Origin of the sequence: Nocardiopsis sp. NPDC006832 (assembly GCF_040635885.1) — a bacterium.
Classification (GTDB): domain Bacteria; phylum Actinomycetota; class Actinomycetes; order Streptosporangiales; family Streptosporangiaceae; genus Nocardiopsis.
The window spans coordinates 96,054-115,108 of the sequence record NZ_JBEYLC010000012.1; the positions used below are offsets into that span (position 1 = coordinate 96,054).

Consider the following 19,055-nt stretch of genomic DNA (forward strand, 5'->3'; position numbering starts at 1 on the left):
GATGAAAGGAGAACGCCGATGGCCGCATGGGAGGAGGCGCATTGGGAGGTCATCGTCGGCTCCGAGATGCCGCGCTCCGCACGCTTTTCCGGCCCTTGGCTCGACACTCGTGTTCGCGCACCCGACCGCCCGGTCCCCGCACGTCCACAAGGCTGAGAGCGGCCGCTCCCCGGGCGTGGGGAACGGCCGCGTCAGTGGAGGGAACGGGCGCTCAGCCGGTCCGCTCCTCCTCGCCGGTGGTGAGCTCGGGCGTGGCCGGTGTTGCGAGGCCTTCGGCGACGACCGCGCGGGCCTGGCGTTCCACCGGCCGCAACTCGGCCTGCTTCTTGTTCGGCCTGATCCCGAGCTTGGTGATGTCCCGGGCGGCCGGCAGTAGACGCCCCTCCAGCGAGGCGATCGTCGCGTTGTAGTGCTCCACTGACTTGTCGAGGGAACCCCGGAGCCTTCCCAGGTGTTCGCCGACCGTGGCCAGACGATCGAAGATCTCCCGCCCCAGCTTCTGGATGGCCTCGGAGTTCTCCCGGACCTTCTCCTCCTCCCAGGACAGGGCGATGGTGCGCAGGACCGGAACCAGGACCGTCGGGGTCGCGATCATGATCCGCTTGCCCAGGGCGTACTCGTACAGGTCGGGGCGCTTGTCCAGGGCGGCCTGGAGCAGGGCCTCGTTCGGCAGGTACATCAGGACGAAGTCCGGGCTTCCGGCCACCGCCGTGAAGTACTCCTGCGAGGCGAGCCCGTCCACGTGTTTGCGGATCTGCGCGGCGTGCTCCTCCATGTACCGGTCGTGGTCGGCGTCGTCGGCCGCTTCGATGGCGTTCATGAAGGCGTCGAGCGAGACCTTGGCGTCCACCACGACCTTGCGGCCGTTGATGAGGTTGACGACCATGTCCGGCCGCTGCTTCCTCTCCTGGCCCTCGACGGTGACCTGGAGATCGAAGTCGACGTGCTCGCGCAGGTTGGCGAGCTCCACGGTCCGCTTCAGGTGCAGTTCACCCCACTGGCCGCGCACCTGGGGCTTGCGCAGCGCCCGCACCAGCGCCTCGGTCTGCTCCCGGCCCCGCGCGTTCTCCTCGGCCAGACGCTTGATCTGCTCGTCCAGGCGGGTCTCCGTGGTGGTGCGCCTGCCGTCGAACTCACGCAGGTGCCTCTCCAGCTCCTGGATCTTCTCACCGACCACCTTGGCGGTCGCTCCGAGCTTGTCCTCGGCGGTGCTGCCGAGCGTCTCCTGGGAGGACTTCAGCATCTTGGCCACGGTGGCCTCGACCTGCTCGGACTGGAGTCGGGTCTGCTCCTCGCGGACCCTCTCCAGTTCCTTGTGCGCGGAGTCGAGCGCGGCCCGCCCCTTCTCCAGTTCGGTGCGTTCGGTGCGCAACTTCTCCAGGTCGCTCTGGTGGCCGGCCAGGTCTGACCGCAGCTGTTCGACGGTCGCCGTCAGTCCCGCACGCTCCTGGTCGCGGCCGGCCAGCTCGCCCTCCAGTTCGCGGATGCGCCGGTGGTCGGCCTTCGCGGTGGCGCGCAGGCCCTCGGACTCGGCGGTGGCCTCGGCGTGCCGTCGCCGGAGGTTGTCGAGTTCGGCCTCCAAGGTCGCCATTCGACCCGCGTTGCCCTCCAGCCGGGTGCTCTGCTCGATGAGGGTGGCCTCGCGTTCGTGGTGCGCGGACCGGACCCGCTCGTGTTCCTCACGCGAGGCCTCGTGCTGCTTGCGGACCTGGTCGCGTTCTTGGATCGTGATCCGAAGGTCTGATTCCAGGCGGGCCCGGTCGTCCTTGAGAGAGCGATTTTCGGATTGGGCGCGAGCGCGGGCGAACAGATATCCGAGCACGGCGAAGAGCGCCGCCGTGGCCAGGGATGAAGCGATGATGAGCGTGGTGTTCACGGTGATTCCTCCAGGGAAGTGCGCAGGCCGGATCAACGGACCGCGAAGAGGATGGGACCACCGCGTTCCGGGAGCCGCCCGAGAAACGTGGGCGACGAGTGAAACGCGATGGCCATCACCATAGGGAATTCATAGGTCGGAATGCAGACGACTACTTGATAAGGTCGGTTATCAGACTACTTCGACAATTCCCCTATTGGTCGGGGTCAGAAGTTCTCCTGCCACTGACCGGAGCCGTGGTGCATCAGGGGTGTCCGGCTCATCCGCTGATCGCCGCTTCGTCGTGGACGCGGCGGTTCGGTGCGGGGTCGTGGCCGCTTCGTCCACTCGGGCGTACCCCCGGGAACGCAAAAACCCCTGACCTTGCGATGTTCTCGCTGGTCAGGGGCTTGAGCCTCTGGGGTGAGTGACGGGACTTGAATGCTGGTGGGGGAGTGGTTTGACCTGCGGTGATGCGAGAATCCGCAGGTAGTGGGGGAGGTGGGTGCTCGGTCGTGTCGCGTTGCCCCGCGTTCCGTAGGGAGGTGTGCACCCTCCGGGTGCGCCAGGACGGACAAGGGAATGGGCCGATTCGCGCCTTGGGCCGAACCCGGTGAGGAACGATGTTCCCGTGCGCCACTCCGTTCATCCCTCCGCGCACCCGCACGGAGTTCACCGGTCGGTGTGAGCGCTGCGCACTGAAGCGGACACCCCCCGCTCCGCGCCCCGGTGGAGCCCCGGGCACCGATACCGATCTCAGGAAGGACCGCCCTGCCATGAGCGCCTACCAGCACTACGACTTCCTCGCCCTGGACCGACCATTGGACGAGAACCAGCGCTCCAGACTGCGGGACCTGTCCACCAGGGCGACCATCACGGCGACCTCGTTCACCAACGAGTACCACTGGGGTGACTTCCGTGGTGATCCGGCACGGCTGATGCGAACCCACTTCGACGTATTCGCCTACTTCGCCGAGTGGGGGACCCGGTGGATCATGATCTCCGCCCCGAGTTCGATCCTGAGGCCCGCGGATATCAAGCCCTACCTGCTCACCGAGGCCGCGTATTCCACGACCGGGAAGGGCCGCACCGTCATATCCCTGCTCTCTCAGGACGAGGAACCCGATTTCGTCGAGTACCCAGTGGGCCTGGCGGGCATCGCCCCGGTACGCGCGGAACTGCTGGGAGGCGATCGGCGCCTGCTGTACCTCGCATGGTTGTTGTCGGTGCAGGCCGACGACGAACTCGACGATGGGGAAGTGGAACCGCCGGTCCCGGCCGGCCTGGGTGACCTGAGTGCCCCCTTGCGCGCGGTAGCGGAATTCCTGCGCATCGACTCGGACCTGCTGTCGGTGGCCGCCCAGGTCTCCCCGCCTCTGCCGACCGGAAACGATCGGCGAGGGGAGATGACCGGATGGATCGAGAACCTGCCGGTCAAGGAGAAGGACCGCCTCCTGGGGCTCGTCGTCGAAGGAGGAGCCGCCCGGGCGCGGTCCCGGATGCTTCAGGCCTTCCAAGTCCAAACGCGTGGAGGCCCGGCCATTGCCGAGGGCACGCGCACCGTTCGCGAGCTGTGGAGCGCTGCCGGGGAACTCCGGGCCCGGAGGGAGCGAGAGGAGGCCGCGCTGGAGGCCCAACGGGAACAGCGGCGCGGAGAGGAAGCCGCCGCGGCCCGGGAGGCGCGCCTGGAGGGCCTGGCCGGTCGGGGCGAAGCGGCGTGGCAGGAGGTCGAGGAGCGCATCAGCACCAAGCTCCCCGAAGAGTACGACCGGGCCGTTTCACTGCTGGCGGACCTGCACGCCCTCGCTGAACGGCAAGGGGAGCGGGACGCCTTCGCCCGGCCGCTTCGGGAGATGCGGGAACGGCACCGCCGCAAGAGCGGACTCCAGCGCCGCATGGACGAGGCCGGACTGGAAAGGTGAACCGGGTTGGCCCGAGGACGGCCCCGTTCTCGGCCCACCGGGACCGGGGAGACGGTATTTTGCCCCCATGAGCGATCACGGCGACCTTCCCCTTCCGGAAGACATCGAGAACCTGCTGCGTGCCGCCGCCTACGGTGTCGGAATCGGCTCGCCGTTCGGCTTCGGTCACTTCGAGGAAGGGCCGCGTCCGTCCCGGCGCCGTCCCCGACGGGAGGAGACGGCGACCTATCGGGTAAGGGTGGAGATCAGCGGCACGAAGCCACCGGTGTGGCGCAGGCTGGAGCTGGATTCGGACCTGTTCCTCAACGAGGTGCACACGATCCTCCAAGCCGCGTTCGGCTGGGAGGACTACCACCTGCACGGGTTCGCCAGCGGGGGCTCCTACTACAGCCGGGAGGCCGAGCTGTACCTGTGCCCGTTCGAAGCCCAGGAAGGCAAGCCCGGCATCCCCGAGGACCAGGTGCGACTGGACGAGGTCCTGGTCGAGAAGGGGGACCGGCTCTCCTACCTGTACGACTTCGGAGACGACTGGGACCACCTGATCACCCTCCAGGCCGTCCTCCCCCGGGAGGACGACGTTCCGAGAGCGAAGTGCACCGCGGGTAAGCGGGCCGCTCCGCCCGAGGACTGCGGAGGCGTTTACGGGTACGAGTTCGTCAGCGCCGCCACCGACCCCGAGCACCCGCACCACACCGAGGCACTCGCCGAGTACCGGCAGACCTACGGTCAGGCCCCCGACCCGGATCGGGCACCGGTCCCCTTCGACGTCGACGAGGTCAACGCGGCGTTGACGGCGGTGTCCGGGCCGCTGCCCGAGCAACTCCCTGGGGCGGTCGCCGACCTGCTGGAATCCGTGCCCGACCAGATGCGCGCCCGCCTGCTGGTCTTGGCGGCCAAGGCCTCCGCGCGGGAGGGAGATGAGCCGGGTCCGGCCACCGTCAAGGAGATGGTGAGGCCGTACTCGTGGCTGTTGGAGTACGTCGGTGACGATGGTGTCAAGCTCACCGGTGCCGGATACCTGCCCCCTGCCAGGGTGCGCGAAGCCGCAGCGGTGCTCGGGCTGGAGGGGAGGTGGCTCGGCAGGGCCAACCGCGAGAGCCGGACCCTCCCGGTCCTGAACCTGCGCGAATCCGCGCAGAAGGCGGGCCTGCTGCGCAAGTCCAAGGGACGGCTCCTGCTCACCAAGGCGGGGCAGGCGGTGCGTGATGACCCCCGGGCGATCTGGGACCATCTCGCCGAGCGCATGCCGCCCGCGCCCCGCGCTGAGGTCGAGCGGTGGGGGTGTCTGCTGATGTTCCTGTTCGTGGCCACGGGGAGCCGGGACGTGCCCGGGGACGTCGCGGACATCCTGACCGTGATGGGGTGGCGTGTCGGCGAGGGTATGCCGGTGGATCCCATGGCGGCTCGTGACGCCGCCTATGAAGCGTGGGTGGTGCTGGAAACCCTGGGAGGGTGGACGAAGGGCGCGTTTGGCTCTGGTTCCGCGCCGACGAAGCGGGGTGTGGCGTTCGCCCGTGCGGCGCTACGAATCTGAACTCGTGAGCGAGTCGATGTCGTGTCTTGGCGAAGGCCAAGGCGCGCCCCGAAGCTGGAGGTCTCCTCAGTTGTTTTGTGTTTTCCCAGTTCAGGATCTCAGCTCGCTGAAGTGAGTGACGGGATGGGTGGTGCTCACTCACCGGCCCAGGGCGTGGGTCCCGTGCACCCGCTGGTGCACCCCCGGACACGCAAAAGCCCCTGACCTTTGCGCTTTCGCGCCGGCCAGGGGCTTGAGCCTCTGGGGTGAGTGACGGGACTTGAACCCGCGACTTCTTGGACCACAACCAAGTGCTCTACCGACTGAGCTACACCCACCATGTGCGCCGGGCCTCTCGGCCCTGCGTACGTATGTAATCCTAGCGGACTCCGGGGAGTGCTTCGATCACTTTTCCGAGGAGGGCCGGGCGAGAGCCGCGTCACGCGCCTTGAAGCCCGTACCACCCTCGACGGTCTCGGCGGCGATGGCGCGGGCGGTCGCGGAGTCCGGGCCGGGATCGGCGACGAAGGCGGCGGCGCGGAAGTAGCGCAGCTCTCTGATGCTCTCGGTGATGTCGGCCAGCGCCCGGTGGCCGCCGTTCTTCTCCGGGCTCGCGTAGTACACGCGCGGGTACCAGCGGCGCAGCAGCTCCTTGATGGAGGAAACGTCGACCATCCGGTAGTGCAGGAACTCGTCGATGCGCTTCATGTCGCGGGCCAGGAAGGTTCGGTCGGTGGCGATGGAGTTGCCGCACAGGGGCGCCTTGCCCGGTTCGGACACGTACCGGCGGATGTGCTCCAGGACGCGGTCCTCGGCCTCCTGCAGGGTCACGCCCTTGTCGAGCTCCTCCAGCAGGCCCGAGGTGGTGTGCATGTTCCGGACGAAGTCGCCCATCCGGTCCAACGTCGACTGCGGGGGTTTGATGACGATGTCGACACCCTCGTCGAGGATGTTGAGTTCGCTGTCGGTGATGAGACAGGCCACCTCGATCAACGCGTCGTTCTCGAAGTCGAGGCCGGTCATCTCGCAGTCGATCCACACCAAGCTGTCGTTCATACCGGTCAGCTTAGGGGTTTCGGGCCGTGAATCGGACGATGCGCGGGGTGCCGGGTCCCGTGACCCGACACCCCGCGCGTTTCACCCGGAGCCGTTCGCTCCGGTCAGTCCCAGACGAACGGGTCGGACATCCCCGGAGGGTTACCGAGGTCGAAGATCGTGTACATCCAGTCCCACACGTCCCAGAACTGCAGGTAGCCCAGGGCGAGGACGACCAGGATGATCAGCGCGAGGAAGAAGCAGCCGCACCCGCAGCCACCCTTCTTTTTCCTTTTCTGCTGCGGTGGTCGACCGTACGGGTTGCCGTGCGATCCGGGCGGGGGGTTGTGACCCCACTGCGGACCACCCGGGGGAGGACCACCGGGGCCGGGAGGCCGCCCCGGACCACCGGGGGCGCCGCCCATGGGGGGCTGCCCTGGAGGCGGACCGTAACCCTGTGGGGGATGGCCGTGCGGCGGCATCGGGGGCTGCCCCGGAGGCGGGCCGAAACGCTGGGGCGGCTGGGAGTACTGCTGGTGAGGCGGCTGTCCCGGGGGTGGGCCTTGGGGCGGGTATCCCGGAGGCGGGAAGCCCGGCGGGGGGTTGTTGGGTCCGGACGGGGGACGGTGGGGAGCCTGCTGAGCACCCGAGGGGGCCTGTTGGGCGCCGGGCGGCGGCTGATGACCGGGGAAGACGCCGGGTGGTGGGGCGGCGGGGGCGTGTCCCGGCTGGGGTCCCGAGGGCGGCTGCTGGGCGCCGGGTCGGGGCCGGCCCGGGTTCTGCGGGGTCCACTCGGCGGGTGGAGCGCCCGCCGCGGACGCGCCCGCAGGCGGGGCCGGGGTACCGGGAGCTCCGGGGGCGCCGGGGGTTTCGGCCTCACCGGGTGCGCCGGGGATACCGGGCGTGCCGGGGGGAACGGGGGGAGCGTTCTTGGCGGCCTCCTCGGCGCGCTTACGCTCCTCCTCGGCCCGCTGCCGAGCCTCCTCGGCCTGCTTCTGGGCCTCGGCCTCCTTGCGAACCCGCTCTTCCTCGCGCTTCTTGGCGGCCTCTTCCTCGGCGTGGCGGCGCTGCTCCTTGCGTTCCTCGGAAAGGTCGGCCCAGCCTTCCTTGAGGTTGCCGAAGAACTTGTTGAACTTGCCGCCCTTGCCGTCCTCGGATTCGCCGGAGCCCTGTTCGACACCGCCGGAGAACATCGGGTCGTTGGGGTCGAAGACGGCGGTACCGCCGGGGGCCGGTGCCCCGGCTCCGGGGTCGAACACCGCGGTGCGCGGCGCCTCGCCGACCACGTCCGGGTTGAAGACGGCCGTGCGGGGAGCGTCACCGGCCCCGCCGGTGCCGATCTCGTCGGGGTCGAACACGGCGGTGCGCGGTGCCTGGTCGGCGCCGGCATCGTCACCGAGGTCGGCCGTTGGTGTCTCGTCGCCGGTCAGGTCCGCGGTGGGAAGCCCGTCCTCGCCGGTTCGGGGCAGGTCGGAAGGGTTGACCCGGATGGTCGCGCCGGCGTCGCCGCCCGGGGCGTCGACCGGTGCGTGGTCTCTGAAATCCTGGGCGGCGCCACCGAGGTCCGCGGTGGCCTCGTCGTCCTCGTCCCGACTCCAGGACGGGTCGATCCGCATGGTGCTCGGTTCGTCACCGACGGGCGGGGGCGGCGTGGGGGTGGCGGCCGACTCCTGCCAGGACGGGTCGATCCGGACGGTTCCCTGCTCGTCGTCGGACCCGGCGGGGGGACCGGGTGTGGGGGAGGCCTGCCGAGCCCATGAGGGGTCGATCCGCATGGTGCTCGGTTCGTCTTCGATCGGAGCGGGCGACGGTGCCGGTGAACCCAGCCGGACCGTGCCTTCCTCTTCGTCATCCGTGGGGGCGGTGCCCCCGTCCTGTCCGCCCAGGTAGGTGGTGGCGGGTTCCTCGTCGGAGCCACCGGCGCCGCTCTGGAGCTCACTCAGTGAACGGGTATGCCGCGTCCACCCCTCGCCGTTCCACCATCTGAGTGTCTGTGCGTCACCCTGCGGGTCCGCGTACCAACCCGGCTCGATAGATCCACCCATGGGCGACAGACTAAGGGGTTTTGGAGCCGTACTTAACCAGTGGTATCCGTTTCTCCGAGAAGGTGGGGAATCGGGGGTCCGAAGCCTCGCGGAAAGTGCCTAGGTGATCACCGGGAGTTGTGGTTCCTGGTGCGAGCGAGGCATCCCGGAACCCTTCGGGAACAGGGGCACCCCCTGCCCGCCGGAAGCCCCGGAACCACCACCGGAGAGCAACAGCCCCACGGAGACGGGCCCGGGGGCGGAAGCGACCGAACCCGGTACCTGGTCGTGGCCGAAGTGGCCGCCCCGGGACCAGCACCGCACCGCGGCCTCGACCGTGGCCCCGCCCCCGACGCCCCTGCGTCCGGGAGGTCCGGCCGGCCAGGTCCGGGACACACCCCAGGAGTCCAGCCACCCCAAGAGCGTGGACAGGCCCGTCATGGGGCCGTCGGTGAAGGGCCGCTCCTTCGTGCCCACCGCGGCCACCACGAGGCACACGCGCCCCTCGTCGCCGTGGTCCAGGTGGCGACCGAAGATCGTGGTGCCGCCCAGCGCCATCCCCGCGCGGCGGGTGGCGGCGAGCAGCTGGACGACCTCCCCGCTCACCGGGTTCCACACCAGGTGCGTGCTCCGGCCCTCGTGGAGCAGTCGCCGTGCCTCCTCGGCCGCCGACCACACGCCCGGATCGCTGCCGGTCACCGTCCAGACCGCTCGTGGGGCCCCGGCCCCCTTCACCGTGTGGGCGGGCCCGCCGTCGATCCTCTCGGCACCGGGCATCCACGCCTTCGCCATGGCACTCCCATTCGGTCGTACTGCTCGTCGTGCCTGGGGATCCGGGGAGAGAGGGCTTAGGGCGGCCCGGATCCAGGTCTATCCGTGGTACGCCACCGCGGGTGAGAAGTCCATAGCCCTTCGGCGTCCGGTTAGGTTCATGTCACCTTCCGTTCCGCGCACCGAACCCGCGGGACACAGACGTCCGTGGAGAACCCCGGAAGCACTATGGAGTACTGGAAGGCCCGGTAAGGGACGGTCCGGAACGGTTGTGGTCGGACCGCAACGACCGGGCTCACGTCGGGTCCGCCACCGGGCAAGACGAAGGGGCCGGTCCGCGGTCTGCACCACGGCCCGGCCCCGGACCCCGTTCGCGCCCCGAGGCGCCCGGGTCACTCCGCTTCTTCCTCGCCCTCCTCGGCGATCCGCAGCGAGAACGCCTGCAGGAAGATCTCACCGATCTCCGTCGGGTCCTCGGTCATGTACGCGGCGCCACCGGTGGCCGCGGCGATCTGCTGCAGCGGCTCCAGGTGCTGAACGTCCGGGCCGAAGGCGATCGTGATGATCGGGATCGGCCGGGAGGGGCTGGACAGCTCGTTGATCTGCTCCAGCAGTTCCTCCAGTTCCATGCCGCCGGGGTTGTCGTTGTCCCCGTCGGTGAGCATCAGGATGACGTTGGTGCTGTCCGGCTGGTAGTTGGTGGACATCTCCTGGTAGGCGGCCAGGTAGGTCTCGTACAGCGCCGTGTCGCCCTGCGGGAGCGGTTGCAGGTTCTGCAGGGACGAGCCGATCACGTCGCGGTGCGTGTTGCCGTTGTCGTCGGTGGCCTGCAGTTCCCGGACGGGGGCGAGCTCCTGGTAGTGGAGGTCGTCGTTGACGTTGGTGGAGAACTCCCACAGACCCAGCTCGGAGGTCTCGGTGAACATCTGCAGACCCTCGCCGGAGGCCGCGGCGGTCACCTGCATACGGGTCAGCCCGGTCCCGGGCACCTCGGCCAGCATCGAACCGGAGACGTCCACGATGGTCAGGACCCGCGAGTCCATCTTCATCTGGGTCCAGGACCGGGTCAGGTCGGTGATGGAACCGTCCGACGGGGCGGCCAGCTCGGTCGGCTCCCCCTCGGCGAACCCGGCGTCGGTGGACAGCACCGAGGGGTCGGATCGGCCCTCGGCGCCACGGAACCCCTCGTCGAGCAGCCGCTGCTGGGCCTCGTCGGAGCGCACCGCGGTGCGGAACACCTCGGCGGCGCGGGTGATGTCGCTGTCCTCGCTGCGCACGATGTACGGGAAGTCGAGGAAGTAGGTGCCGTCGTCCAGGTAGCCGGGCTGGGCCGGGTTGTCGCCGTGGGCGGCGTTGTACCGCCACACCGCCTGCTCCGACATCACCATGACGGGCGGGGAGCTTTCCGTGCCGCCGCTCAGCGCGAGGAACGCGGCGTCCTCGTCGGCGGAGGCGCCCTGGTGCAGGGACTGCAGGGCCGCGGTCATGTGCGCGTTGAAGGTGTCCGCGTCGGAGCTGGACTCCTCCAGCGCCCCCTGCAACAGGTACAGGGTGCCGAGGCCGCTGGAGCTGCGGACCGGGTCGACCACGCGGACGGTGCGACCGCTGTCCTCACCGGGGGCGGCGGTGGGGACCACGTCGGACCAGGTGGTGGGCTCTTCGTCGGCCTCCGCGAACCGGGCGAGCTCGGCCAGGACCAGCGGGGTGCGGGCGACGGAGGTGCCGGTCTCGGTGATGACGGCGTCGCCGGCCTGGCTCTGCACCAGACGGCTCCACAGCGAGGAGTCGGGGATCCACACGTCGGAGTCGGTGTCGCCCATGGTCGCGCCGGAGCCGGTGATGCCGTAGGCGACGTTGGCCGAGTCGACCTGGCGCACCTCGGCGCGCACGCAGTTGCCGTCGACGTTGTGGTCCTCGGCGTTGAAGTCGCTCGCGACGTCGGTCAGGGCGGGGCCCAGTTCGGGGCTGACCGCGATGTCCAGTTCGATGTCGGAACCGCCGCAGCCGCCCTGCTTGCCGAACATGTACACGCCCGCGACGGCGAGACCGACGACGATCACCATCGCGGCGGCCAGAGCGACGAACGCCCCGCCACGGCCACGACGGCGTCTGCTTCGGCCGGAGGGTTCTTCTGCGTATTTTCCGCGGTGACGTCCCACAGCTTTCCTCACGGGGTGGTGTACGGACGGATCTCGTACAGGGGGATGATCGGGTACGGGGATAGGGGGTACGGGTCAATCCGTACTTACCGGTTCGGCTCGGGGCGAGGCGAACTTATGAGTGTTACTGGTGGGAACCGTACTCAAAGCCTCAGACCGAGTGAATGGGGGCCGGCTCCCCGACAGGGGAGACGGGTCGTGATCCGGTGGTGGGAAACCGGGGCATATCGGCGGTCACCTTGGGGAATCCGATCGGGCCGGTTCCCCGAGGTCGCTCGGGAACCGGTCCGACCGAAACGCGATTCCGATATTCAATCGAGACCACCGGTGTCGGTGTGGCCGTTCGACTTGCCGGGTACCCGACCCGCCGACCGCCGGGTCGACCGATCAGTTGTCGCAGTTGGGCACGCACAGGCGGCGCGAGATCGAGCTGAGGAAGAAGTCGCCGATCTCCGCCGGGTCCTCGGTGACGAACGACGAACCACTCGTGGCCCGCGCGATCTGCGCCAACTCCTGCTCCTCGGCCTGGTCGCCGAAGCCGATGATGAACATCGTGACCGGACGCTCCGGGTCGAAGCGGTCCTGTAGGGCGGCCACCAGTTCGTCGTGGGAGATCTCGCTGGAACCCTCGTCCTGACCGGCGGTCAGCAGGATGACGCTGTTGATCTTGTCCTCGTGGAAGTCGTCCTGAACCTCGTCGTAGGCGGCCAGGATGTTGTCGTACAGGCGCGAGTCGCCGCCCTGTGTCTCCAGGTCCTCGGCGACCGCGCTCATCTCCTGGCGGCGCGTCACGTCCCCGTCGTCGGCCTGGCCCAAGGGGTGCATCTCCGCGGCCTCCTCACGACCGCTCTCGCCGTATCGGTCGGACATCAGCCACAGGCCCATGTCGGTCTCGTCCGGGAACAGCGACAGGCCCAGGAGCGCGGCCTGCTTGGCGACCTCGATCCGCGCGGGGCCGCCGTTGAGGTCCTCGGACATGTTCTGGGACGCGTCGGCCAGCACCAACGTGCGGCTGGGCATCGACAGCCGGTTCCAGTCGGTGACCGAGGCCAGCAGGGCGTCGCCGGTCAGCTCCTCGTGCGTGGGCGGGGCCGCCGCCTCGATGCCGGGCTGGGCGGCCAGCACCGAGGACGCCTCACCGTTCGGGTCGCGAAAACCCAGCTCGCGCAGTTGACCGCGGTAGGCGTCGGTGCCGACCACCTGGTAGAGGTCGGCGGCGGCCGACCGCAGCGCGGATTCCTCGGTGACGGTCACGTAGGGGTAGTCCAGGCCGACGGTGCCGTCCTCGACATAGTGCGCCCGCAACTCGGGCGCGGAGTCGGCGCGGCGCAGGTTGTAGGAGACCACCGCCTGTTCGGGCACCGCGATGACCGGGTCCTGCCGGTCCTGTGAGGCGGTCGAACCGGTGAACACGGTGGTCAGGTCCAACTCACCGAAGGCCGAGTCCATCTGGACCTCGCGGACGAAGTCGGTCATCGCGGTGTCGGCGTCGTCGCCGGTGCCCAGGTGTTCACGGATCGCGTGCATCACCGTCATGCCGTCGGCGCCGCGGTTGGGGTCGACCATCACCACGGGCCGGTCGGGGTCGCGTTCCCCGGGCAGCAGCATGGTCCAGTCGGCCTCGTCCTGGTCGGGCATGCCCTCGGTGCCCGGTGGGGCGGCCAGCACCACGGGGGAGCTGGCCAGCGAGGGCGGGTCGGTCTCGATGCCGTGCGCGCCGCCCGCCGACACCCGGGCCAGTTCCACCCAGGCCGAGGATTCGGGGATCCACACGTGCGGGGTGATGCTCGATTCGCCCAGCTGGTTGCCGGACAGCGCGTCCATGATCCGGTGCGGGGCGATCTCGTCGACCTGCGCGTACACGCACACGTCGCCGTAGCGGGGTTCGTCGGAGTTGAACTCAGTGGCGGCCTCGCGCAGCACGGGAGCGACGCTCTGGGTCGTGGACACCCGCAGGTAACGGGTGTCGCCGCAACCGAGGACGTTCATGCCGACGGGGACGGCGATGGCCGCGACGGCGATGAGGGCGACGACGATCGCGGTGATCCCCATCGGCGACCGCACCGCCTTGCGCGAGGTGGTGACGGCCGGGGAGGGAAGTCGATGGCGTCCAGTGGACACGGGCACTCCGGGGGTGGGACTGGTCGTCCGGCGCCCGGTCGCCCGGGGCCGGCTCGTGTGGCGGTCGCCGGGTGCGGTTCCCGGCACCCGCGGAAGGTTCGTGGGGTGAACCGTTCTCGCGCGGGCTGCGTCCTAATATGTGCGAGGACGACCGTAGGCCGCGAAACGAACGATTCCTCCCCCGGACCTTACTGGCAGGTAATGCGAGAGTGGAAGGGTGGGGGTGGTGCCGCTCACATCGGTACCGGGTCAAGGTGCTCCTTGACCGCTTCGTTACGGCGCTCCTCAAGATGTACTTCCGACTCCCCGCTACCATTGGCCCCCGGTATTCGCTTGACCGATACTTGACGTCCGATCGGCGCAAGCCCCACCAAGACGGGGCCCGGCCCGCGTGGACGCCCCCGCGACCATTCGACCCCCGAGGGTTTTGGCATGTCCCATTCGCACAGTGACCGACGGAACCGAGGCAACCTCGGCTCCATGATCCTCGCCGGTGCCTGCTGCACCGGTGCGGTGACCTACGCCGTGTTCGTGGGCCCATCGATGCTGCCGCCCCAGGACGTGGAGGCCACCAACGCGACCAGCCCCGAGGTGCTGAGCAGCGTCATCGAGCCGGACCCCGAGGAGCCCGTGCTCTCCGGCCCGATCGGAACGTTGCGGGTGCAGGTCACCGACCGACACCACGCCTGGGTACAGACGCTGGAGTGCACCGGGGACCTGGACAAGGACCCGGCGGCCTGCACCGCGATGGCCGAGGTCGCCGCCGGAATGGCCGAGGACCCCACCATCACCGAGCCCCCCGCCGAGGAGGCCGAGGAAGAGGACTCCGGGTCCGAGGGCTCCGAGAAGCCCGTGGGCCACCCGCTGTTCGCCGAGATCAGCGACGGCACCGTGTGCACCGACAAGGTCTACGGCCCCCAGCAGGCCGGTATCGAGGGCGTTTGGGAGGGGCGCGAGATCGACACCTCCCTGACCCGCCGCGGCTCCTGCGAGGAGGCCCGCTGGCAGCGCCTGATTCCCCTCACCGAACGGTTCGAGACCGAGCAGTAGGCGCGATAATCGGTGACCATGGATGTCATCAGGGTCAGTGACCCCACCGACCCGCGCCTGGCCGACTACACCCGTCTGCGCGACGTCAACCTGCGCCGTCACCTGGAGGCCGAGCACGGCCTGTTCATGGCCGAGGGCGACAAGGTGATCCGCCGCGCCGCCACCGCCGGGTACACGCCGCGCAGCTTCCTGCTGACCGAACGGCGGGCCCGGGCCCTCGACGACGTCGTGGCCACCACCGAGGCGCCGCTGTACGTCGTCAGCGAGGAGACCGCTGAACGCCTCGTCGGATTCGACCTGCACCGCGGCGCCCTGGCCGCCTACCACCGCAAGCCCCTGCCGGAGCTGGGCGAGGTGCTCGCCCAGGCGCGCGCCATCGTGGTGTTGGAGGACCTGGTCGACCACACCAACGTGTGTGGTCCCAAACTAGCCCATCCGGAACCCGCCGCCGAGCCTCGCAGACGCAGTCGGATCGCGGTGCTGGAGGGGCTCGTTGACCATACCAACGTCGGCAGCGCCTTCCGTAATGCAGCCGCCTTGGGCCTCGATGCGGTGCTGGTGTCTCCGACCTGCGCTGACCCGCTGTACCGGCGCTCGGTACGGGTCTCGATGGGCACGGTCTTCCAAGTGCCGTGGACACGGATCCCCGATTGGACAAAGGGCATTGCGGAGCTCAAGGCGGCTGGCTATATCCTGGCCGGCATGACGTTGGGGGAAGGCGCGATCACCCTCGACGAGCTGGTGGCCGAAGATCACGAGAAGCTCGCTCTCGTGTTCGGCACCGAAGGCCACGGCATCACCGCGGAGACGGATGCACTGCTCGACCGCCGGGTCACGATCCCGATGATGGGCGGAGTCGACTCGTTGAACGTGACGGCAGCCGCCGCCGTGGCGTTCTACGCGACGCGGTGATGATGCGGGAAGCCCGAGTGTCAGTGGCACCCGATATCGTAAGAGCAAACAACCCAACACCGTGATTGCGCAGTGGCGCGGAGGAGCACGACCCATGGCACCGACGACCAAAGAGGCGCAGCGAGCAGAGTTGCACAAGACGATCTGGCGCATCGCCAATGACCTGCGCGGCAGCGTCGATGGGTGGGACTTCAAGTCCTACGTGCTGGGAATGCTCTTCTACCGGTTCATTTCTGAGAACCTCACGGCGTACCTCAACAAGAACGAGCACGATGCGGGCGAGGTGTCGTTTGACTACCGGCTGGCGGCGGATTCTGACGCGGAGTTCGCTCGCGACGAGGTTGTCGCGGAGAAGGGGTTCTATATCCTGCCGTCCGACTTGTTCGCCAATGTGCGCGATCGTGCCGCGGGCGACGAGAATCTCAACGAGACGCTCGAGCGGGTCTTCAAGAACATCGAGGCGTCGGCGCTGGGTACGGACAGTGAGGACGACATCAAGGGTCTGTTCGATGATCTGGATGTCAACAGCAACAAGTTGGGCTCGACGGTCGCCAAGCGCAATCAGAAGCTGGTGAAGCTGCTCGACGCGATCGGCGACCTGCCGCTGGGGCGGTGGGAGGACAACTCGATCGACCTGTTCGGTGACGCCTACGAGTACCTGATGCAGATGTACGCCGCCAACGCCGGCAAGTCTGGTGGGGAGTACTACACGCCGCAGGAGGTCTCCGAGCTGCTGGCGCGCATCACGGTGGTCGGCAAGAAGCAGGTCAACAAGGTCTATGACCCGGCGGTGGGCTCCGGGTCGCTGCTGCTGAAGTTCGACAAGGTGCTCGGCAAGAACAACGTCCGACAGGGGTTCTACGGTCAGGAGATCAACCTGACCACGTACAACCTCGCGCGGATCAACATGTTCCTGCACGACGTTAACTACGCCGATTTCAACCTCGCCCACGGCGATACCCTGATCGATCCACAGCACTGGGATGACGAGCCGTTCGAGGCGATCGTCTCCAACCCGCCTTACTCGATCAAGTGGGACGGCGACGCTAACCCACTGCTCATCAATGATGAACGGTTCGCACCGGCAGGAGTCCTCGCGCCGAAGTCGAAGGCCGACCTCGCGTTCACGATGCACATGCTCAGCTGGTTGGCGGTGAACGGCACGGCGGCGATCGTTGAGTTCCCTGGCGTGCTGTACCGCGGGGGAGCGGAGAGGAAGATCCGCCAGTACCTCGTCGACAACAACTACGTCGACGCTGTCATCCAGCTTCCGCCGGACCTGTTCTTTGGCACGACGATCGCGACCTGCATCCTCGTGCTGAAGAAGTCGAAGAAGACCAGTGACGTGCTGTTCATCGATGCGTCGGCCGAGTTCAAGCGCGTTGGTAACAAGAACAAGCTGCTCGAGGAGCACCAAGCGAGGATCCTCGACGCATTCACGACTCGCGAGCCCCAGGACCACTTCGCCACCATCGTGGGCAACGAAGACATCGCGGCGAATGACTACAACATCGCGGTGTCATCGTACGTGGAGGCGGAGGATACCCGCGAGGAGGTCGACATCGTCGAGCTGAACGCCGAGATCGCGCGCATCGTGGCTCGCCAAGCGGAGCTGCGGACAGCGATCGACGAGATCGTGGCCGATCTGGAGGACTCCAAGTGAGCCGCATCGACGAGCTCATTCAGGCGCTGTGCCCGGAGGGGGTAGAGTACGCCAAGATTGGTGTGCTCGCGCAGGTCGGAACTGGTAGTAGCGACCGCAAGGACGCTATTTACGGCGGAAATTACCCGTTCTACGTCCGCTCGAAGGACGTCATGCGCATCGACTCGTATGAGTTCGACGAAGAAGCACTGATTATCCCTGGCGAGGGCGGCATTGGTGAGATTTTCCACTACGTTAATGGCAAGTATGCATTGCACCAGCGTGCATATCGGATTCACTTCACAGACCCTCGTGTGCATCCCAGATTTGCCTATTTCTACTTCTTGACATATTTCAAGAGATTTATCGTCCAGAAGGCCGTCAGTGCAACTGTGACCTCGATCAGGAAGCCGATGATTACGGACTTTCCATTCCCGGTGCCGCCTCTCGAAGTGCAGCGCGAGATCGTGCGAGTACTGGATAAGTTCACTCAGCTGGAAGCGGAGCTGGAAGCGGAGCTGGAAGCGCGGCGCGTCCAGTACGAGCACTATCGGCGAGAATTGCTGAGCGGTGGTGAAGCTGCGAGCGGCCGAATAATTCCGTTGGGCGAGATCTTCGAAATGCGCGCTGGCACGCACATTAAGGCGGCAGAGATTTCTGATGAGCCGACCGAAGAGAAGCCGTACCCTTGCTACGGCGGGAACGGCCTTCGCGGATATGTGAGCTCGTACAACTACGACGAGAGCGTTATCTTCGTTGGCCGCCAAGGGGCGCTTTGCGGCAACGTGCACCGTGCCGAGGGAAAGATCTATGCGACCGAGCACGCGGTCGTTGTGACCCCGAAGGTGGCGGTCGACATGTCTTGGGCGTTCCACAAACTCACCGAGATGGACCTCAACCAGTACAAGACGAAGTCTGCGCAGCCCGGGCTCGCTGTTGGACGTGTCAAGCAAGTCGAAGCTCAATACGTTCCGATCGTCGATCAGCGTCGTCATGGAGAGGTGCTCGACAAGCTCGACACCCTTGTCAGTGACATCAGTATTGGTCTCCCGGGCGAGCTCGTTGCCCGTCGTAAGCAGTACGAGTACTACCGTGACCGCCTGTTGACGTTCAAGGAGCTGCCGGCATGAGCGTTGCACCGGCACGCGGCTACGATCCGATCGCTGTCTCGTCGGAGAGCACGGTTGTCGCTGAGTATGTTCACGATCCGTCGCGGGCCGATGCGTATCAGTCGGAGTCTGCACTCGAGAAGGAGGTGATTCGGCTCCTCGAGGGGCAGGCGTACGACTACCTGCCGATCACCTCCGAAGCGGAGCTGGTTGCCAACCTCCGCATGCAACTCGAGAAGGTCAACACGATGACCTTCTCGGATGCCGAGTGGGAGCAGTTCTACACGACGAAGATCGCAGGTGCCAACGACGGCATCATCGAGAAGACGGTGCGGGTCCAGGAGGACCACGTCCAGATCCTCAGGCGTGACGACGGGTCGACGAAGAACATCGCGCTGGTTGACAAGACGAATATCCACAACAATCGGCTGCAGGTCATCAACCAGTACGAGATCGGGCGCGGCGAGGGTGACACTGGCGAGGGCGGGGCGAAGTACGCCAACCGGTACGACGTGACCGTGCTCGTCAACGGGCTGCCGATGGTGCACATCGAGCTGAAGCGTCGCGGCGTGGATATCCGCGAGGCGTTCAACCAGATCAACCGGTACCAGCGCGACAGCTTCTGGGTCGGGTCGGGCCTGTTCGAGTACGTGCAATTGTTCGTGATCAGCAACGGCACGCTCACGAAGTACTACTCCAACAGCACTCGCAACAGGCACCTGGCCGAGCAGAAGAAATTTGGCGGTGCTGGCAAGGGCAGGAAGACGAGCAACTCGTTCGAGTTCACCAGCTGGTGGGCCGATGCGAACAACCAGCCGATCACCGAACTCACGGCGTTCGTGAAGACCTTCTTTGCGAAGCACTCGCTGTTGAACATCCTGACGAAGTACTGCGTGCTCACCGCGGATCGGGACCTGCTGGTGATGCGGCCGTACCAGATCG

At 67.4% G+C, this 19,055-nt stretch carries 13 protein-coding genes and 1 tRNA gene; 7 read left to right on the plus strand and 7 right to left on the minus strand.

Annotated features, from left to right (window positions below):
* Nucleotides 1-211: 211 nt before the first annotated feature.
* Nucleotides 212-1,876 (minus strand): DNA recombination protein RmuC, encoded by a 1,665-nt coding sequence (gene rmuC / locus ABZ717_RS08775; RefSeq protein WP_358507430.1) that lies wholly within the window; start codon nucleotides 1,874-1,876, stop codon nucleotides 212-214.
* Nucleotides 1,877-2,631: 755 nt separating this feature from the next.
* Between rmuC and ABZ717_RS08780 the strand changes: the two genes are divergently transcribed.
* Both ABZ717_RS08780 and ABZ717_RS08785 read left to right on the plus strand, forming a co-directional pair.
* Nucleotides 2,632-3,777 carry a hypothetical protein gene (locus tag ABZ717_RS08780; RefSeq protein ID WP_358507432.1) on the plus strand — a complete coding sequence of 382 codons (1,146 nt, stop codon included), beginning with the start codon at nucleotides 2,632-2,634 and terminating at the stop codon, nucleotides 3,775-3,777.
* Between the two features lie 67 nt (nucleotides 3,778-3,844).
* Nucleotides 3,845-5,311: a plasmid pRiA4b ORF-3 family protein gene (locus ABZ717_RS08785; RefSeq protein WP_358507434.1), complete on the plus strand. Its 1,467-nt coding sequence runs from the start codon at nucleotides 3,845-3,847 to the stop codon at nucleotides 5,309-5,311.
* A 241-nt stretch (nucleotides 5,312-5,552) separates the two neighbouring features.
* On the opposite strand, the gene ABZ717_RS08790 is transcribed toward ABZ717_RS08785, so the two are convergent.
* The 6 genes from ABZ717_RS08790 to ABZ717_RS08815 all read right to left on the minus strand — a co-directional run bounded on the left by ABZ717_RS08790 (nucleotide 5,553) and on the right by ABZ717_RS08815 (nucleotide 13,400).
* A tRNA-His gene (locus ABZ717_RS08790) sits at nucleotides 5,553-5,628 on the minus strand.
* A 67-nt stretch (nucleotides 5,629-5,695) separates the two neighbouring features.
* On the minus strand, nucleotides 5,696-6,346 hold the full coding sequence (gene orn / locus ABZ717_RS08795; protein ID WP_358507436.1) for an oligoribonuclease: 651 nt from the start codon (nucleotides 6,344-6,346) through the stop codon (nucleotides 5,696-5,698).
* 104 nt (nucleotides 6,347-6,450) lie between these two features.
* On the minus strand, nucleotides 6,451-8,370 hold the full coding sequence (locus ABZ717_RS08800) for a DUF2510 domain-containing protein (RefSeq protein ID WP_358507438.1): 1,920 nt from the start codon (nucleotides 8,368-8,370) through the stop codon (nucleotides 6,451-6,453).
* A gap of 99 nt (nucleotides 8,371-8,469) precedes the next feature.
* Nucleotides 8,470-9,141, minus strand: a complete 672-nt coding sequence (locus tag ABZ717_RS08805; protein ID WP_358507440.1) for a hypothetical protein — start codon at nucleotides 9,139-9,141, stop codon at nucleotides 8,470-8,472.
* Nucleotides 9,142-9,512: 371 nt separating this feature from the next.
* Nucleotides 9,513-11,279, minus strand: a complete 1,767-nt coding sequence (locus ABZ717_RS08810) for a substrate-binding and VWA domain-containing protein (protein ID WP_358507442.1) — start codon at nucleotides 11,277-11,279, stop codon at nucleotides 9,513-9,515.
* Between the two features lie 387 nt (nucleotides 11,280-11,666).
* The gene (locus ABZ717_RS08815; protein ID WP_358507444.1) at nucleotides 11,667-13,400 is read right to left on the minus strand and encodes a substrate-binding domain-containing protein; all 1,734 of its coding nucleotides are present in this window, start codon (nucleotides 13,398-13,400) and stop codon (nucleotides 11,667-11,669) included.
* A 432-nt stretch (nucleotides 13,401-13,832) separates the two neighbouring features.
* Here ABZ717_RS08815 and ABZ717_RS08820 point away from each other — a divergent pair, with 432 nt between their 5' ends.
* From ABZ717_RS08820 to ABZ717_RS08840, 5 genes are all read left to right on the plus strand, one after another.
* Nucleotides 13,833-14,450 carry a hypothetical protein gene (locus ABZ717_RS08820; protein ID WP_358507446.1) on the plus strand — a complete coding sequence of 206 codons (618 nt, stop codon included), beginning with the start codon at nucleotides 13,833-13,835 and terminating at the stop codon, nucleotides 14,448-14,450.
* A gap of 18 nt (nucleotides 14,451-14,468) precedes the next feature.
* Entirely contained in the window at nucleotides 14,469-15,362 is an 894-nt protein-coding gene (locus tag ABZ717_RS08825; RefSeq protein ID WP_358507448.1) for an RNA methyltransferase, read from the plus strand.
* 94 nt (nucleotides 15,363-15,456) lie between these two features.
* Nucleotides 15,457-17,025 carry a type I restriction-modification system subunit M gene (locus ABZ717_RS08830; protein WP_358507450.1) on the plus strand — a complete coding sequence of 523 codons (1,569 nt, stop codon included), beginning with the start codon at nucleotides 15,457-15,459 and terminating at the stop codon, nucleotides 17,023-17,025.
* Nucleotides 17,022-18,134, plus strand: a complete 1,113-nt coding sequence (locus ABZ717_RS08835; RefSeq protein WP_358507452.1) for a restriction endonuclease subunit S — start codon at nucleotides 17,022-17,024, stop codon at nucleotides 18,132-18,134. Before ABZ717_RS08830 ends, ABZ717_RS08835 begins: the two co-directional genes overlap by 4 nt.
* On the plus strand, nucleotides 18,131-19,055 hold a 925-nt coding region (locus tag ABZ717_RS08840), incomplete at its 3' end, for a type I restriction endonuclease (protein ID WP_358507454.1). The genes ABZ717_RS08835 and ABZ717_RS08840, both read left to right, overlap by 4 nt.

Bases quoted from the DNA above. Each gene is read 5' to 3' on its own strand.
- ABZ717_RS08780 (WP_358507432.1), top strand. From the start codon at position 2,632: ATGAGCGCCTACCAGCACTACGACTTCCTCGCCCTGGACCGACCATTG.
- ABZ717_RS08785 (WP_358507434.1), top strand. From the start codon at position 3,845: ATGAGCGATCACGGCGACCTTCCCCTTCCGGAAGACATCGAGAACCTG.
- orn (WP_358507436.1), bottom strand. From the start codon at position 6,346: ATGAACGACAGCTTGGTGTGGATCGACTGCGAGATGACCGGCCTCGAC.
- ABZ717_RS08800 (WP_358507438.1), bottom strand. From the start codon at position 8,370: ATGGGTGGATCTATCGAGCCGGGTTGGTACGCGGACCCGCAGGGTGAC.
- ABZ717_RS08805 (WP_358507440.1), bottom strand. From the start codon at position 9,141: ATGGCGAAGGCGTGGATGCCCGGTGCCGAGAGGATCGACGGCGGGCCC.
- ABZ717_RS08820 (WP_358507446.1), top strand. From the start codon at position 13,833: ATGTCCCATTCGCACAGTGACCGACGGAACCGAGGCAACCTCGGCTCC.
- ABZ717_RS08825 (WP_358507448.1), top strand. From the start codon at position 14,469: ATGGATGTCATCAGGGTCAGTGACCCCACCGACCCGCGCCTGGCCGAC.
- ABZ717_RS08830 (WP_358507450.1), top strand. From the start codon at position 15,457: ATGGCACCGACGACCAAAGAGGCGCAGCGAGCAGAGTTGCACAAGACG.